Genomic DNA, 15,788 nt, shown 5'->3' with positions numbered 1-15,788 from the left:
TGCGGATTATCACCAGTCGCATGCGCTGCACGCCGCCGGGGAGTCGCCAAGGATGCGTTTATGCCGACTGCCTCAGGACCAGCGCCGGCGCTTGGACGAAGCGCCGCACCCGGGTGCCGGGCGCCTTGATGCGGGCCAGCAGGAGCTGCGCCGCTTCGGCGCCGATCACTTCGGACTTGACATCGACCGTGCTCAGCGGCGGGTTCGAGTGCGCCGAGTCCAGGATGTTGTCAAAACCGACGAGCGCAAAGTCGGTCCCGGCGCGCAGTCCGCAGTCCCCCAGGGCCGAGAGCGCACCGAAGGCGGTCAGGTCGTTGTAGCAGACGGCGGCTTTCACGCGCTTGTGGTTACTGAGCAAATGCAGCATGGCGGCGTGGCCGCCCTCGCGCGTGGGCGGGGACGTCACGATCAGGTCCGGGTCGAAGCCGACGCGGTGCGCGTGCAATGCGTCCTTGTACCCGTCGAGGCGCTGCTGAAGGACCGGGCCCGTGACGCCGCCCAGGAAGGCCACGTGCTCGTGCCCCCTGCCGATGAGGTGGTTCATTGCGTAGCGGACGCCGGCGCAGTTGTCGGACCCGGCGAAGTCGTAGCTTCCGACCCCCAGCGTGCGCACCATCACGACCATCGGGATGCCCCATGACTTGACGGTCCTGGGCAGCGAGGCCGGCGTTGCGAGCGCCGGGCAGATGGCAATGCCGGCAACGCCCTGCTCGCGCAAGACGGTCAGCAGGCGCTGCTGCCGGTTCAGGTCCTCGTTGGTATGCGCCATGAAGACGGTGTAGCCAGCGTCCGCAAGCCTGCGCTCGAGCCCCACGAGGACTTCGACGAAGAATGAATTCCTCAGGTCATTGATGACGACGCCAATGGTGTTCGACGACTGTCTGCGCAGCTCTGCTGCGCGCCGGTTGTAGACGTAGCCGATTTTGCTCGCGGCCGTGCGCACCCGGCGCGAGGTCTCCGCCGAAATGAGCTCGCTGCCGCGCAGCACCAGCGACACGGTGGACTTGGATACGTTGGCCGCAGACGCGACGTCGAGGATGGTCGCGGCCCGAAAGCCTGGCGTTTGCTTGCTCATGGCGTGCGTGTCATTTCCTGCAGGAGGCGGCGGCCCTTTCTCCAACTGACTGCTTGTGCGAAGCGTCGAAGAGAACGTTTTGGATCGTTCCAACAGTTTATCCTGATTGCGACATTCCGTGTGCATCGCCGGGGCGCTGCCTGCGGCCTGGCAAGGCGCGTTGCGTGGCGTCCCTCTGGCCATGCGCCATGGGAAACCGGACACAGGGAGCGCCCTGCCCCACGCCCTGCCCTGCTCCCGGCTAGCCTGATTCCTGGCGGGTTGGGTGCTCCTTTTTTCGCCATTTTTCTTACCCCTCTTGTCAGTGCTTACCCCTGGTTTCCGATTTTCCGGAGGATTGTTGTTGACATCCAATGGGAACGTTCCAATAATCCATTAAACCGTTCCAATAAGCCAGTGCATGAACTCGGAAAAGACCCCGGAGAACCCCGCACCCCCCATCGGCTGGGGACTCATCGGAGCCAGTACCATCGCCGCCGAGCACATGCTGGGAGCCATCCGCGCACAGGCCGGCCACGAGGTCGTCGCGGTAATGAGCAGCAGCGCGCAGCGCGGCCGTGAGTACGCGCGCAAGAACGCCATCGCTTCGGTTCCCGAGTCGCTGGACGCGCTCTTGGCGAACCCGCAGGTGCAGGCCGTCTACATCAGCACGACGAACGAGCTGCACAAGGCGCAGGTGCTTGCCGCCGCCGCTGCGGGCAAGCACGTGCTGTGCGAGAAACCCCTGGCGCTGACCGTGGCCGACGCGCACGAGATGCTCGCCGCCTGCCAGGCAGCCGGCGTGGTGATGGCGACGAACCACCACCTGCGCAACGCGGCAACGCACCGCAAGATGCGCGAGCTGATTGCGCAGGGGGCCATCGGCAGACCGCTGTTCGCGCGCGTTTTCCACGCGGTCTACCTGCCCGCGCATCTGCAGGGCTGGCGCCTGGAGCGGCCGCAGGCCGGCGGCGGGGTGATTCTGGACATCACCGTGCACGACGCGGACACGCTGCGCTTCCTGCTCGGCGCCGAGCCGGTCGAGGTGGTTGCCCTGTCGCAATCGACGGCGCTGGCCAAGCAGGGTCTGGAAGACGGGGTCATGGCCGTCGTGCGCTTCGACAACGGGGTGCTGGCGCAGATCCACGACGCCTTCAGCGTCCGGCACGCGCAGACCGGAATCGAGATCCACGGCGAATCCGGCTCGCTCGTCGGCCGCAACGTCATGACCCAGCACCCCGTGGGCGAGGTCGTGCTGCGCGATGCCCGCGGCGAAACCCTGCTGCCCATCGCGCACGAGAACCTCTACGTGCGCGGCGTCGCCGCGTTCTGCGCCGCAATGCGCGGGGACGGCCCGCCCGCAGCCAGCGCCGAGGACGGGGTCCGTTCGCTGGCCACCGCCGTGGCCGTGCTGCACGCCTGCAAGACGGGCCAGCGCACGCCCGTGATCCTTTGACCGTGACAGGGCGAGCAACGTGAGCAAGCTCATCGAGCCGGAACAGGCTGCCGCGCTCGTGCGCGACGGCGACATCGTCAGCATCAGCTCTTCCAGCGGTCTGGGCTGCCCCGACAAGGTGCTCGAGGCCATTGGCGCGCGCTTCGAGAGAGAAGGCGCGCCAAGAAACCTCACCGCCCTGAGCCCCATCGCCGCCGGCGACATGTACGGAATCCGGGGGATAGACCACTTGGCCCGGCCGGGGCTGCTGCGGCGCATTCTTGCGGGCTCCTATCCCAGCGGCCCGTCTTCGCTGCCCATGCCCGCGATCTGGCGCATGATCGAAGGCGACACGGTCGCGGCCTACAACATTCCCAGCGGAATCCTGTTCGACATGCACCGCGACGCGGCCGCCAGGCGCCCCGGTGTCTTGACGCAGGTGGGCATGGGAACCTTCGCCGACCCCGCGCAGCAGGGCTGCGCGATGAACGCCAGCGCAGCGGCGCAGCCCGTCGTGCGCAAGGAGCGTTTCGACGGCCGCGACTGGCTGTACTTTCCCGCCGTCGTCCCGCAGGTGGCGATCATCCGCGCGACCACGGCGGACGAGCGCGGCAACCTGACTTACGAGCACGAGGGCGCACTGCTCGGCGGGCTCGAGCAGGCGCTTGCCGCGAGGAACAACGGCGGTATCGTGATCGCGCAGGTCAAGCGGCAAGTCCTGGATGGAACGCTGCGTCCGCACGACGTGCGCGTGCCCTGCAATCTGGTGGACTACATCGTCCTCGACCCCGGGCAGATGCAGACCACCCAGACGCTCTACGACCCCGCGATCAGCGGCGAGATTTTTCAGCCACTGGCGCACTTCGCGCCGCAGCCCTGGGGCGCGGAGAAGGTCATCGCGCGCCGCGCGGCGTTGGAACTCAGGGCGGGCCACGCGGCCAACCTCGGCTTCGGCATTTCCGCGAACGTGCCGCGCATTCTTCTGGAAGAGGGCCTGCACGGCGCGGTCACCTGGGTCATCGAGCAGGGCGCCGTCGGCGGCATGCCGCTGCTGGGCTTTGCGTTTGGCTGCTCCGCGAACGCCGACGCCATCATGCCCTCGCCGCAGCAGTTCAGCTACTTCCAGGGCGGCGGCTTCGATATCGCGCTGCTGTCGTTCCTGCAGGTCGATGGCAACGGCAGCGTGAACGTCTCCAAGCTCGGCGCGAAGCCCTATCTGACCGCCGGCTGCGGGGGCTTCGTGGACATTACCGCGCACGCCCGGCGGATCGTTTTTTCCGGCTTCTTCACCGCCGGCGCGCGGCTCGAAGTCGGCGGCGGCAGGCTGCGCATCGTGCAGGAAGGCCGCACGCGCAAGTTCGTCCGCAGCGCCGAGCACATCACCTTCAGCGGTCTGCTCGGGCGCGAGCGCGGGCAGCAGGTGTGCTACGTCACCGAGCGCTGCGTCGTCGTTTTGCGCGACGGCGCGCTGGTGGTCACGGAAATCGCTCCCGGCGTCGATCTGCAAAGGGACGTGCTGGACCAGGCGGAAGTGCCGCTGCAAGTCGCCGACGACCTGCGGCCCATGGACGCCGCCCTTTTCATGGAGCAGCCCATGGGGCTGGTGCTCCAGACTGCCGGGGTGCGCCGTGGTGGATGAGAGCGTCCAGATCGCCATCGACGCGCAGGTGGCGACGGTCACCCTGAACCGTCCGCAGAAGCTCAACACGCTCACGCCCACGATGCTCGACGCGCTCGAGGGCGCGGCGCGCAGGCTTGAGGCCGACCGCAGCGTGCGCGCCGTGGTCCTCACGGGAGCGGGCGAGCGGGCGTTCTGCGCCGGCGCCGACGTCCATGCCTGGGCCGCGCTCGGGCCGCTCGACATGTGGCGCAGCTGGGTGCGCCGCGGGCACCAGGTTTTTGACCAGTGGGCGCGCCTGCGCCAGCCGGTGATCGTGGCGCTCGGCGGGCACGCCTTCGGCGGCGGGCTGGAACTGGCGGTCGCGAGCGACGTCCGGATTGCCGCCGAGGGCGCCCAATTTGCGCTGCCCGAGGCAAGCATCGCCACCTGCCCCGGCTGGTCGGGAACCCAGCGCCTGGTGCGCCTGATCGGCCCGGGGCCGGCGAAGTACCTGGCCCTGAGCGGGGAGCGCCTGGACGCCGCCGGCGCGCTGCGCTGCACCCTGGTGCACGAGGTCGTCGCGCAGGGGACTGCGCTCGCGCGCGCGCAGCAGCTGGCGCGCCAGATGTGCGCCAGGGCGCCCGTGTCCATGCAACTGAGCAAGCAACTCATCAACGCGGCCGCAGGGGAGGACGCTGCGGCCAGCATGGAGGCCATGGCCGGAGCCCTGGCGGCCTTTACCGACGACGCCAAAGAGGGTGTCCTGAGCTTCCGGGAGAAGCGCGCGCCCCACTACACCGGGAACTGACTCCCGCCCCATGGAACGGACATGAACGCAAGAACGAATCAGGAATCCCCCTACCAGGGCCGGCTGCTCATCGATGGCCAGTGGTGCGACGCGGCCGACGGGGCCCGGCTCGAGCGCCGCTCCCCGGCGCACGACCAATTGGTCGCGGTCTACGCGCAGGCCGGCGTGCAGGACGCGCAGCGCGCCGTCGCCGCCGCGCGGCGCGCCTTTGACCAGGGACCGTGGCCGCAGATGAAGGGCGCCGAACGCGCGCGCATCCTGCGCCAGGTGGCCGACACCATCCTGGCGCGCAAGCAGGCGCTGGCGCGCATGGAGTCGCTGGAGAACGGCAAGCCGCTGGCGCAGTCGCTGGCCGAGATCGAGGGCGCGGCCGACCTGTGGCAGTACGCAGCCAGCCTGGCGCGCACCCTGCACGGCGACAGCTACAACACGCTGGGCCAGGCGACGCTGGGCGTGGTGCTGCGCGAGCCCATCGGCGTGGTGGGGATCATCACCCCCTGGAACTTCCCGTTCCTCATCGTCAGCCAGAAGCTGCCGTTCGCCCTGGCCGCGGGCTGCACCTGCGTGGTCAAGCCCGCGGAGGTGACCTCCGGCACCACGCTGATGCTCGGCGAGATCCTGCTCGAGGCCGGCGTTCCGGCCGGCGCCGTGAACATGCTCGTGGGCGAGGGCAGCGTGGTCGGCGAAGCGCTGGTCACGCATCCCGACGTGGACATGCTCTCCTTTACCGGATCGACGGCCGTGGGCAAGCAGGCGCTTGCGCAGTCGGCCGCCACGCTCAAGAAGGTCGCGCTGGAGCTCGGCGGAAAGAATCCGCAGATCATTTTTGCCGACTGCGACTGGGAGGCCGCGGTGGATGCGGTGGTCTACGGCGTCTTCTTCAACGCCGGCCAGTGCTGCAACAGCGGCAGCCGCATCCTGGTGCAGGACGCGATTGCCGAGAAGTTCTCGGCGGCGGTCGTCGAGCGCTCCCGGCACGTGCGTGTCGGCGACCCGTTTGCCGAGGGCACGCAGGTGGGCGCGATCACGACGCACAAGCAGTTGGCGAGCATCCTCGCGCACATCGAGGGCGCGCGCAGGGACGGCGCGCAGCTGGCGCTCGGCGGCGCACGCATGAACCGCCCGGGCCTGTACATCGAACCCACGGTGCTCACCGGCGTGACGCGCGATATGGCGATTGCCAAGCAAGAGGTGTTCGGCCCCGTGCTCTCGGTGCTGCGCTTCGGCACGCTGGCCGAGGCCATCGAGCTCGCGAACTCCACGCTCTACGGCCTGTCCGCGGCCGTGTGGAGCCGGGACTTCGATACCTGCCTGACGGCGGCGCGCCGCATCCGGGCCGGAACGGTCTGGGTGAACACATTTCTCGAGGGTCATGCGGAGCTCCCCTTCGGGGGTTACCGCGAGAGCGGCATTGGCCGCGAATTGGGTCGACTTGCCACGGAGGACTACACCGAAACGAAAACCCTGCACATGCACCTGGGCGCACGCGCCGACTGGTATCTGGCGCAAGCCTGAGCCGCTTCCCTTGAGCCTTTCCTGTTCCATTCCATTTCATTCAGAGAGACCGTCATCATGAAAAAACAAATTCTTGGACTGAGCATCGCAACCGCCTTCGCACTTCCCGTCGCCGCGCAGCAGAGCGTCGAGGTCCTGCATTGGTGGACCTCGGGCAGCGAGGCGGCGGCGTTGAGCGTCCTCAAGGACAATTTGGAGAAGCAGGGCGTGAAGTGGAACGACATGCCGGTCGCCGGCGGCGGCGGCGAGGCCGCGATGACCGCGGTGCGCGCGCGCGTGACCTCGGGCAACCCGCCGACCGCCGTGCAGATGATGGGCTTTGACCTGTCGGACTGGGCCAAGCAGGGGGTTCTGAGCGACCTCAACGAGCTGGCCATGAAACAGGGCTGGGACAAGGTGGTGCCGGCCGCGGTGCAGCGGTTCTCGAAGTTCAACGGCAAGTGGATCGCCGTGCCCGTGAACCTGCACTCGACGAACTGGATCTGGGCGAACAAGGAGGTGCTCACCAAGGCCGGCGTCATGACCGAGCCCATGACCTGGGACGAATTCATCGCCGCGGCGGAAAAGGTGCAAAAAGCCGGCTTCATCGCCATCGCGCACGGCGGCCAGCCCTGGCAGGACGCCACGGTGTTCGACGGCGTGGCGCTGGCCACCGGCGGCCCCGACTACTACCGCAAGGCCTTCGTCGAACTCGACCCCAAGGCGCTGAACTCGCCGACCACGGAGAAGGTCTTCGAGCGCATGGCGCAGCTGCGCCGATTCGTGGACAAGGACTTTTCCGGGCGCGACTGGAACGTTGCCTCCGGCATGGTCATCAGCGGCAAGGCGGGCTTTCAGATGATGGGCGACTGGGCCAAGGGCGAATTCATCAACGCCAAGAAGATCCCGGGCAAGGATTTCCTGTGCTTTCGCACGCCCGGCAGCCAGGGGAGCGTGTCCTTCAACACCGACCAGTTTGCGATGTTCAAGGTCGGCGGCGACAAGGGGGCGGCGCAGATCAAGCTCGCCAGCGCGATCATGGATCCCGCGTTTCAGACCGCGTTCAACGTCGTCAAGGGTTCCGTTCCCGCGCGCACCGACGTGCCCGACACGGCTTTTGACGACTGCGGCAAAAAGGGCATGAAGGACCTGGCCGAGGCGAGCAAAAAGAACACGTTGGTGGGGTCGATCGGCCATGGCCACGCGGTTCCGGCGTCGATCAAGAACGCGTTCTACGACGTCATCACGCGCCACTTCAACGGCCAGATCGACAGCAAGAAAGCCGTCGCGGAAATGCTTTCCGCGGCCAAGAACTAAAGCCGGCTGCACCCGGACGGGGAACACTCCGCGTCCGGGTCATGGAGAGACGGTCATGAAAGCGCAACTGCTGCCCCGGTTATTGATCACCCCGAGCGCCCTGCTGGTGCTGGTCTGCGTCTACGGCTACATGATGTTCACGTTCTATCTGTCGTTCACGAACTCGACCATGATGCCGAGCTACGCGATGGTCGGGACGGCGAACTACCAGCGCCTGCTGGGTTTGGAGAACTGGTGGGTGGCGGTCTCGAATCTGGGCCTGTTTGCGACCCTGTACATCGGCTGCTCGCTCACGCTGGGTCTGGGTCTGGCGATTCTCATCGACCAGAAGATTCACGCCGAGGGCGCGCTGCGCTCCATCTTCCTGTACCCCATGGCGCTGTCCTTCATCGTCACGGGGACGGCCTGGAAATGGCTGCTCGACCCCGGCGTGGGCCTGGAGCGATCGATCCATGGGCTGGGCTGGGAGGGCTTTTCCTTCGGCTGGATCAAGGACAGCGGGATGGCCATCTACTGCGTGGTCATCGCCGCCGTCTGGCAGACCGCGGGCTTCGTCATGGCCATGTTCCTCGCGGGTCTGCGCGGGGTGGACTTCGAGCAGGTCAACGCCGCGCGCGTAGACGGCGCCAAGACCTGGCAGATTTACCTGCACATCGTCGTCCCGCAGCTCGGCCCGGTCTTCGTTTCGTCGTTCGTGATCCTCGCGCACATGGCGATCAAGTCGTATGACCTCGTGATCGCGCTCACGAATGGTGGCCCGGGGCGCTCGACCTGGCTGCCGTCGGTCTTCATGTACCAGTACTCGTTCACGCGCAACGAGATGGCGGTGGGCGCCGCGAGCTCGGTGCTGATGCTGCTCGCGATCGCCACCGTCGTCCTGCCGTACCTCTACAGCGAAATGAGGAAGCTGAAAAATGGCTGACGCCGCCACCGCCGCCCCTGCCCATCGCGCCGGCGCGTTGCGCCCGGGCCGCGTCGCCCTGTACTTGGTGCTGCTGGTTTTTGCGCTGGTCTTTCTGTTGCCGGTCTACGTGATGCTCGTGAACTCGCTCAAACCGCTCGACGAAATCCGTGGCGGGGGCCTGCTCGCATTGCCCATGAACTGGACCATCGAGCCCTGGACCACGGCCTGGGGAACGGCGCAGATCGGCGTGCAGCCCACGGGGCTGAAGCCGTATTTCCTGAACTCGTTCCTGCTCGTGGTGCCGGCCGTGCTGCTGTCCACGCTCATTGGCGCGGTCAACGGCTACGTCCTGACCCAGTTTCGCCTGCGCTTTGCGCCCGCGCTGTTTGCGGCCATGCTGTTTTCGGTGTTCATTCCGTTCCAGATCGTCCTCATCCCCATGGCCAAAACCCTGGGTTTTCTGGGCCTTGCCGGAACGGTGACGGGCCTGGTCTTCGTGAACGTGGTGTACGGCATCGGCTTTACCACGCTGTTCTTTCGCAACTACTACGCGGCCTTTCCGAATGAGCTGGTGCGCTCGGCGCGCATGGACGGGGCCGGCTTCTTCGGCGTCCTTGGCCGCATCCTGCTGCCCAACAGCGCGCCCATCATCGTGGTCACCGTGATTTGGCAGTTCACGAATGTCTGGAACGAGTTCCTGTTTGGCGCGTCGTTCAGCGATTTCAGCTCGTACCCGCTGACCGTGGCGCTGAACAATCTGGTCAACAGCAGCACCGGGGTCAAGGAATACAACGTGCACTTTGCGGGCGCGTTCATCGCCGCGTTGCCCACGCTCTTTGTCTATCTGCTCTCGGGCAAATACTTCGTTCGCGGCCTGATGGCCGGGTCGGTGAAAGGTTAAGGGTTCCATGGCCTCGCTCGAATTGATCCATGTGCAAAAGAGTTTTGGCCCGGTCAAAATTTTGCATGACATCTCCATTGACCTGGCGGACGGCGAATTCCTGGTTCTGGTCGGCCCCTCGGGCTGCGGCAAGAGCACCTTGATGAACATCATTGCCGGCCTGGAAGAGCCGAGCAGCGGCAGCCTGAAGCTGGACCAGCGCGACATCACGCAGATGGGGCCGGCGGACCGGAACATCTCCATGGTGTTCCAGTCCTACGCGCTGTACCCGAACATGACGGTGGCCCGGAACATCGAATTTCCCTTGCAGATGCGCAAGGTGCCGAAGGAGGCCCGCGCCGCGCGCGTCCAGTCGGTCGCCAAGATGCTGCAGATCGAACATCTTCTGGAGCGCCGGCCGCGCCAGCTCTCGGGCGGTCAGCGCCAGCGCGTCGCCATCGGCCGGGCCCTGGCGCGCGAGCCGCAGCTGTATCTGTTCGACGAGCCGCTGTCGAACCTGGACGCACAGCTGCGCGTGGGCATGCGCACGGAAATCAAGAAGCTGCACCAGCGCCTGAAGGCGACCATCGTCTACGTGACGCACGACCAGATCGAGGCCATGACGCTGGCGACGCGGATCGCGGTGATGAAGGGCGGCGTCCTCCAGCAGCTCGGAACCCCGGCGCAGGTCTACGACCAGCCCGCAAACACCTTCGTCGCCGGTTTCATGGGCTCGCCCCGGATGAACCTGCTCAAGGGCCGCTTGCAGGCGACGGGCGCGGCTGCGCCGTGCATCGTGCTCGACGACGCAGCCCATCCCGGCTGCGCCGCGCAGATCGCGCTGCCGCAGGCGCTGCTCACGCCGGCGTTGGCCGGCTACGTCGGCCAGCCGGTGATTGCCGGAATCCGCCCCGAGGCGGTGGCGCTGGCCGCGCCGGACGCGGTCGCGGGTGCGCAGCAGGCGATCGTCGAGGCGCGGGTCGAGGTCGTCGAGCCCACCGGCGCGGATACGCTGGCGCTGCTCGATCTGGGAGGGCAGGAGTTCACCGTGCGCCTGGACCCCGACGTCACGCTGCACGCGTCCGAGCGCGCCCGGTTCCTGATCGACCTGCGCAAGCTGGTGTGCTTCGACGCGCAATCCGAGGAACGGATTGCCTGATGTCGTCCGTACAACGCGAACTGAGCGACGTCGTCATCATCGGCTCCGGCGTCGGTGGCGGCAGCGTGGCCTGGCAACTCGCGGGCTCGGGCGCGCAGGTGCTGGTGCTCGAACGCGGCCCGTTCTTACCCCGCGAGGCGCAGAACTGGGACCTGGAGGAGATCTTCGTCCGGCAGCGCTACAAGACGCAGGAACTCTGGTACGCCGACGGCCGCGCCTTCCGCCCCGGCATGTTCTACTTCGTCGGCGGGCTGAGCAAGTTCTACGGCACGGCGATGTTCCGCTTTCGCGAGCGCGATTTCGAATGCGTGCAGCACGAGGAGGGCGAGTCCCCCGCATGGCCGATCCGGTACGCGCAGCTCGAGCCGTGGTACGCGCTCGCCGAGCGCCTCTTCGGCGTGCGCGGGCAGGCCGGGATCGACCCGACCGAGCCCGCGCGCAGCGCGGGCTTCGAGCACCCACCGATTCCCCACGAACCCGTGCTGCAAGCGATTCATGAGCGGCTCCAGGCGCAGGGGCTCGCGCCCTTTGCCATGCCCAGCGCGATCGACTTCGGCGCCGGTGGCCGCTGCCTGCGTTGCAGCAACTGCGACGCGCTGCCCTGCAAGGTGGACGCGAAGGGGGACGCCGAAATGCGGCTCATCCGGCCGGCGCTGGAGCACGCGAACGTCGAACTGCGCACCGGGGTGCGCGTCGAACGCCTGCTGACGGACGACTCCGGCCGGCGCATCACGGCCGTGGACGTGTTGCACGACGGCGTGCGCAAGCGCATCTGCGGCAAGCTGTTCGTGCTCAGCGCAGGCGCCATCAACTCCGCGGCCCTGCTGCTGCGCTCGGCCAACGGGGCGCATCCCCGGGGCCTGGCGAACAGCAGCGACGTCGTCGGGCGCCACTACATGACGCACAACACCACGGCGCTGATGGCCGTGCACCCGCTCAGGCGCAACCGCACCCACTTCCCCAAAACGCTCGCGGTGCATGACTTCTACTTTGGCGACCCGACGCACGGCTACGGCTACCCGCTGGGCAGCCTGCAACTGCTGGGCAAAATCCGCGAGCCCATGCTCAGGGGCCCGCTGGGCCATCTGCCGAAAATGCTGCGCAGCCTGCTGGCGCAGCACAGCGTCGATTGGTACGCGCAGAGCGAGGACCTGCCGGACCCGGACAGCCGCGTCAGCGTGCGCGAGGACGGCGCCATCAACCTGCACTGGAAGCGCAGCAACCTCCGGGCGCATCAGCGCTGGGTCGCCAAGTGCCGGGAGATTCTGCGCGCCACGGGCTATCCGCTGGTGCTGGCCAAGGGCTTTGGCACCGAGGTGGTCTCGCACCAATGCGGAACGGTCCGCTTTGGCGCGGACGCGAAAACCTCCGCGCTCGACGCGCTGTGCCGGGCCTGGGACCACGAGAACCTCTACGTGGTGGACGCGGGCTTTTTCCCTTCTTCGGCGGCGGTGAATCCCGCGTTGACCGTCGCTGCGCAGGCGCTGCGCGTGGGCCAGCATATCCGGGAGCAGGTGCTCTGATGCACGCCGCAAGGGCCTTGGCCGTGGTCACCGGAGCGCGCCGCGGAATCGGGGCGGCCATTGCCATCGACCTGGCGGCGCAGGGGTTCGACCTGGCGATCACCGACCTGGGCCCGGAGGGTGCGGACGCGACCCTGGACGCCATCGGGGCGCACGGAGGCCGCGCGCGCTTTTTCGCTTCGGACCTGGCCGAGGTCGGCGCGCACCCGGCGCTGGTGGACGCGATCACCGACTGGGGCGGGCCGATCGTGGCCCTGGTGAACAACGCGGGAATCGGCTCACCGCGCCGTGGCGACCTGCTCGAGGTCCCGCCCCAGACGTTTGACCGGGTGCTCGGCGTGAACCTGCGCGGCACGTTCTTCATGACCCAGGCGGTCGCGCGCCACATGCTGCAAACGCCGGCGCCCGCGGCGGCGCCAGCGCGCAGCATCGTCACGCTGTCCTCGGTGAGCGCGGACATGGCCTCGGTCGAGCGCGCGGAGTACTGCCTCTCGAAATCGGGCCTGTCCATGCTCACCAAGCTCTTTGCGCTGCGCCTGGCGGCGGCGGGGATCGGCGTGTTTGAAATCCGGCCGGGCGTCATCCGCACGCCCATGACGCAGGCAGTGTCTGCCGACTACGACCAGCGCATCGCGCAGGGCCTGGTCCCCATGCACCGCTGGGGCCAGCCCGACGACGTGGCGCGCGCGGTGCGCGCGCTCGCGCTCGGGCAGCTGGCGTTTGCGAGCGGCAGCGTCCTGTGCGTGGACGGCGCGCTCTCGATTCCACGGCTATGAAGATGGAACATTACGACTACGTCATCGCGGGCGGCGGCTCCGCGGGCTGCGTGCTCGCCAACCGCCTGAGCGCAGACCCGGCGCTGAGCGTGCTGCTCATCGAGGCCGGCGGTTCGGACTGGCACCCGTTCTTCCACTGGCCCGCGGGCTTTGCCAAGATGACCCGGGGCATTGGCTCCTGGGGCTGGAACACGGTGCCGCAAAAGCATCTGCAGGACCGGGTGCTGCGCTTCACCCAGGCCAAGCTCATCGGCGGCGGCTCGTCGATCAACGCCCAGCTCTACACCCGCGGCGCGGCCGCGGACTACGACGACTGGGCGCGCACCGCGGGCGCGTCCGGCTGGAGCCATGCCGACGTGCTGCCGTACTTCAAACGCTCGGAAAACAACCAGCGCTTTGCCAACGACTACCACAGCTACGGCGGCCCGCTGGGGGTGTCCAACCCCATCAGCCCCTTGCCGATTTGCGAGGCTTTTTTTCAGGCCGGGCAGGAGCTTGGCATCCCGTTCAACCCCGATTTCAACGGCGCTGCGCAGGACGGCCTGGGCTACTACCAGCTCACGCAGCTGAACGCGCGCCGCTCGTCCGCGGCCACCGGATTCCTCGATCCGGCCCGGGGCCGTGCGAATCTGAAGGTCAGGCTGCACTCCCGGGTGCTCAAGGTCTTGCTCGAAGGCAGGCGCGCGGTCGGCGTCGAACTGCTGGTCGGCAAGAGCCGCACGCCCGTGACCGTGCGGGCCCGGCGCGAGGTGATCGTCTCGTCCGGGGCCATCGGCTCGCCCAAGCTGCTGATGCAGTCCGGCATCGGCCCGGGCGCGCACCTGCACAGCCTGGGCCTGGCCGTGCAGCACGAGCTGCCCGGTGTGGGCTCGAACCTGCAAGACCATCTGGACCTGTTCGTGATTGCCGAATGCACCGGCGACCACACGTACGACAAATACAACCGCCCGCACCACGCGGCCTGGGCCGGCCTGCAGTACCTGCTGCTGCACAAGGGGCCGGTGGCGTCGAGCCTGTTCGAGACCGGGGGATTCTGGTACGCGGACCCGGCGCACAAAGCGCGCTCCCCCGACATCCAGTTCCACCTGGGCCTGGGCTCGGGGATCGAGGCCGGAATGGCGAAGATGCGCAACGCCGGGGTGACGCTGAACACCGCCTACCTGCGCCCCCAGTCCCGCGGCAGCGTGCGGCTGGCCAGCGCCGACCCCGCCGCCGCGCCGCTCATCGACCCGAACTACTGGGCGCACCCGCAGGACCGCGAAATGGCCATCGCGGGCCTGCAGTGCGCGCGCGAAATCATGCGCCAGCCGGCCCTGCAGCGCTACGTCAGGGCCGAGGTGCTGCCGGGCCCCGGGCGGCAGAGCGCGCAGGAGCTGTACGCCTACGCCTGCGCCCACGCGAAGACCGACCACCACCCCGTCGGCACCTGCCGGATCGGCCCGGAAAGCGACGCGCACAGCGTCGTCGCGCCCGACCTGAGGCTCATCGGCATCGACGGCCTGCGCGTCGTCGATGCATCCGTCATGCCCTGCCTGCCCTCGTGCAATACCAACGCGCCGACCATCATGCTCGCGGAAAAAGCCGCCGACCACATCCTGGGCCGCATCTGAGCGGGCCGCGCACGTCCCCTGGAGAACGCCCGCATGCAAATCCACCTTCCCCAAGCCGACGGCTCGACTCGAGTCCACGCGCTCCAAGCCCGTCCGATCGGGCCCGCGGACCGACCGGCCCGATTCAACCGCAGCGTGTACGCCGCAGCGCACGTGGTCATCGACCCCTTGGCCAGCGCCGACCCCTGGGACGCATCGCCGACGCTGGACTGGGACGCGACGCTGGCTTTCCGCGAGCACCTCTACGGGCTCGGCTTCAGAGTCGCCGAAGCCATGGACACCGCGCAGCGTGGCATGGGCGTCGATTGGCCGGTGGCGCGGGAACTCATCCGGCGCAGCGTGCGCCACGCGCGCAGCGTCGGCGGAGAACTCGCCTGCGGGGTCGGAACCGACCAACTCGCCCCGGGGCCGCAGGTTGGCCTGGCGCAGGTCGAGGCCGCGTACCGCGAGCAACTGGACGTGGTCCAGGCCGAAGGCGGCCAGGTCATCCTCATGGCCAGCCGCGCGCTCGCCCAGGCGGCCCGGGGAGCCGACGACTACCACGCGCTGTACGGCCGCATCCTGCAAGACTGCGCGCAGCCCGTGGTACTGCACTGGCTGGGGCCCATGTTCGACCCGGCGCTGGCCGGCTACTGGGGCTCTGCCGACCTGGCGACGGCGCTCGACACCGTGGCGCGGCTGATTGCGGACCATGCGGCCAAGGTCGAGGGCATCAAGGTCTCGCTGCTCGAGGCCCGCTGGGAACTGGAACTGCGCCGCCGCCTGCCCCCGGGCGTGAAGATGTACACCGGCGACGACTTCAACTACGCGGAGCTGATTGCCGGCGACGGCGCGGGCCATTCCCACGGACTGCTGGGAATCTTCGACCCCATTGCCCCCGTTGCCGCAGCAGCGCTCGCCGAACTCGCCGCCGGGCGCACGCAGGAATTTCGCCGCCTGCTCGACCCCACGGTGGCCCTCTCGCGCGAAATCTTCCGTGCACCGACCCGCCACTACAAGGCCGGCGTGGTGTTCCTGGCCTGGCTCAACGGCCACCAAAAGCATTTCTCAATGGCCGCGGGCCTGCAATCTGCCCGCGGAGTCGTCCACTACGCCCGGGTCTTCGCGCTCGCCGACGCCTGCGGCGCACTGTCCAACCCGGACCTGGCCACTGCGCGGATGCGACAGTTCCTGTCCGTGCACTGTGGCATGGACGGCTAGACTGGGGGCCGGCTGTTGGCGTCGTCGT

The 15,788-nt window shown here is 68.0% G+C and carries 13 protein-coding genes; 12 read left to right on the top strand and 1 reads right to left on the bottom strand.

Going from position 1 to position 15,788, the window contains the following annotated elements; genetic code table 11:
- Positions 1-58: 58 nt before the first annotated feature.
- Entirely contained in the window at positions 59-1,075 is a 1,017-nt protein-coding gene (locus tag D5041_RS14725; protein ID WP_265285024.1) for a LacI family DNA-binding transcriptional regulator, read from the bottom strand.
- A 400-nt stretch (positions 1,076-1,475) separates the two neighbouring features.
- Here D5041_RS14725 and D5041_RS14720 point away from each other — a divergent pair, with 400 nt between their 5' ends.
- From D5041_RS14720 to D5041_RS14665, 12 genes are read left to right on the top strand one after another with little or no spacing between them, the layout of a single operon-like run.
- Positions 1,476-2,510: a Gfo/Idh/MocA family protein gene (locus D5041_RS14720; protein WP_265280998.1), complete on the top strand. Its 1,035-nt coding sequence runs from the start codon at positions 1,476-1,478 to the stop codon at positions 2,508-2,510.
- Between the two features lie 19 nt (positions 2,511-2,529).
- Positions 2,530-4,128: an acyl CoA:acetate/3-ketoacid CoA transferase gene (locus D5041_RS14715; protein WP_265285023.1), complete on the top strand. Its 1,599-nt coding sequence runs from the start codon at positions 2,530-2,532 to the stop codon at positions 4,126-4,128.
- Positions 4,118-4,897 carry an enoyl-CoA hydratase/isomerase family protein gene (locus D5041_RS14710; protein WP_265285022.1) on the top strand — a complete coding sequence of 260 codons (780 nt, stop codon included), beginning with the start codon at positions 4,118-4,120 and terminating at the stop codon, positions 4,895-4,897. The genes D5041_RS14715 and D5041_RS14710 overlap by 11 nt, the downstream gene beginning before the upstream one ends.
- Positions 4,898-4,918: 21 nt before the next feature.
- Positions 4,919-6,412: an aldehyde dehydrogenase family protein gene (locus D5041_RS14705; protein WP_265285021.1), complete on the top strand. Its 1,494-nt coding sequence runs from the start codon at positions 4,919-4,921 to the stop codon at positions 6,410-6,412.
- A 57-nt stretch (positions 6,413-6,469) separates the two neighbouring features.
- Complete coding sequence (locus tag D5041_RS14700; protein WP_010105033.1) at positions 6,470-7,708, top strand: ABC transporter substrate-binding protein; 1,239 nt, start codon at positions 6,470-6,472, stop codon at positions 7,706-7,708.
- A 55-nt stretch (positions 7,709-7,763) separates the two neighbouring features.
- On the top strand, positions 7,764-8,630 hold the full coding sequence (locus D5041_RS14695; protein ID WP_010105031.1) for a carbohydrate ABC transporter permease: 867 nt from the start codon (positions 7,764-7,766) through the stop codon (positions 8,628-8,630).
- Positions 8,623-9,513, top strand: coding sequence for a carbohydrate ABC transporter permease (locus D5041_RS14690; protein WP_265256917.1), 891 nt, complete (start codon positions 8,623-8,625; stop codon positions 9,511-9,513). Before D5041_RS14695 ends, D5041_RS14690 begins: the two co-directional genes overlap by 8 nt.
- 7 nt (positions 9,514-9,520) lie before the next feature.
- Positions 9,521-10,651 carry an ABC transporter ATP-binding protein gene (locus D5041_RS14685; protein ID WP_265256918.1) on the top strand — a complete coding sequence of 377 codons (1,131 nt, stop codon included), beginning with the start codon at positions 9,521-9,523 and terminating at the stop codon, positions 10,649-10,651.
- The gene (locus D5041_RS14680; protein ID WP_265256919.1) at positions 10,651-12,174 is read left to right on the top strand and encodes an FAD-dependent oxidoreductase; all 1,524 of its coding nucleotides are present in this window, start codon (positions 10,651-10,653) and stop codon (positions 12,172-12,174) included. The genes D5041_RS14685 and D5041_RS14680 overlap by 1 nt, the downstream gene beginning before the upstream one ends.
- Entirely contained in the window at positions 12,174-12,950 is a 777-nt protein-coding gene (locus D5041_RS14675; RefSeq protein WP_265285020.1) for a 3-ketoacyl-ACP reductase, read from the top strand. Before D5041_RS14680 ends, D5041_RS14675 begins: the two co-directional genes overlap by 1 nt.
- A gap of 2 nt (positions 12,951-12,952) precedes the next feature.
- Complete coding sequence (locus D5041_RS14670; protein ID WP_265281004.1) at positions 12,953-14,560, top strand: GMC family oxidoreductase; 1,608 nt, start codon at positions 12,953-12,955, stop codon at positions 14,558-14,560.
- Positions 14,561-14,593: 33 nt separating this feature from the next.
- The gene (locus tag D5041_RS14665) at positions 14,594-15,760 is read left to right on the top strand and encodes a dihydrodipicolinate synthase family protein (protein ID WP_265281005.1); all 1,167 of its coding nucleotides are present in this window, start codon (positions 14,594-14,596) and stop codon (positions 15,758-15,760) included.
- The last annotated feature ends 28 nt before the right edge of the window (positions 15,761-15,788 follow it).

The sequence above is a fragment of the Verminephrobacter aporrectodeae subsp. tuberculatae genome (genome assembly GCF_026127385.1).
Taxonomy (GTDB): Bacteria; Pseudomonadota; Gammaproteobacteria; order Burkholderiales; family Burkholderiaceae_C; genus Acidovorax; species Acidovorax aporrectodeae.
The sequence above is the reverse complement of the archived record's forward strand: the minus strand, read 5'-3'. Positions and strand labels throughout refer to the sequence as shown.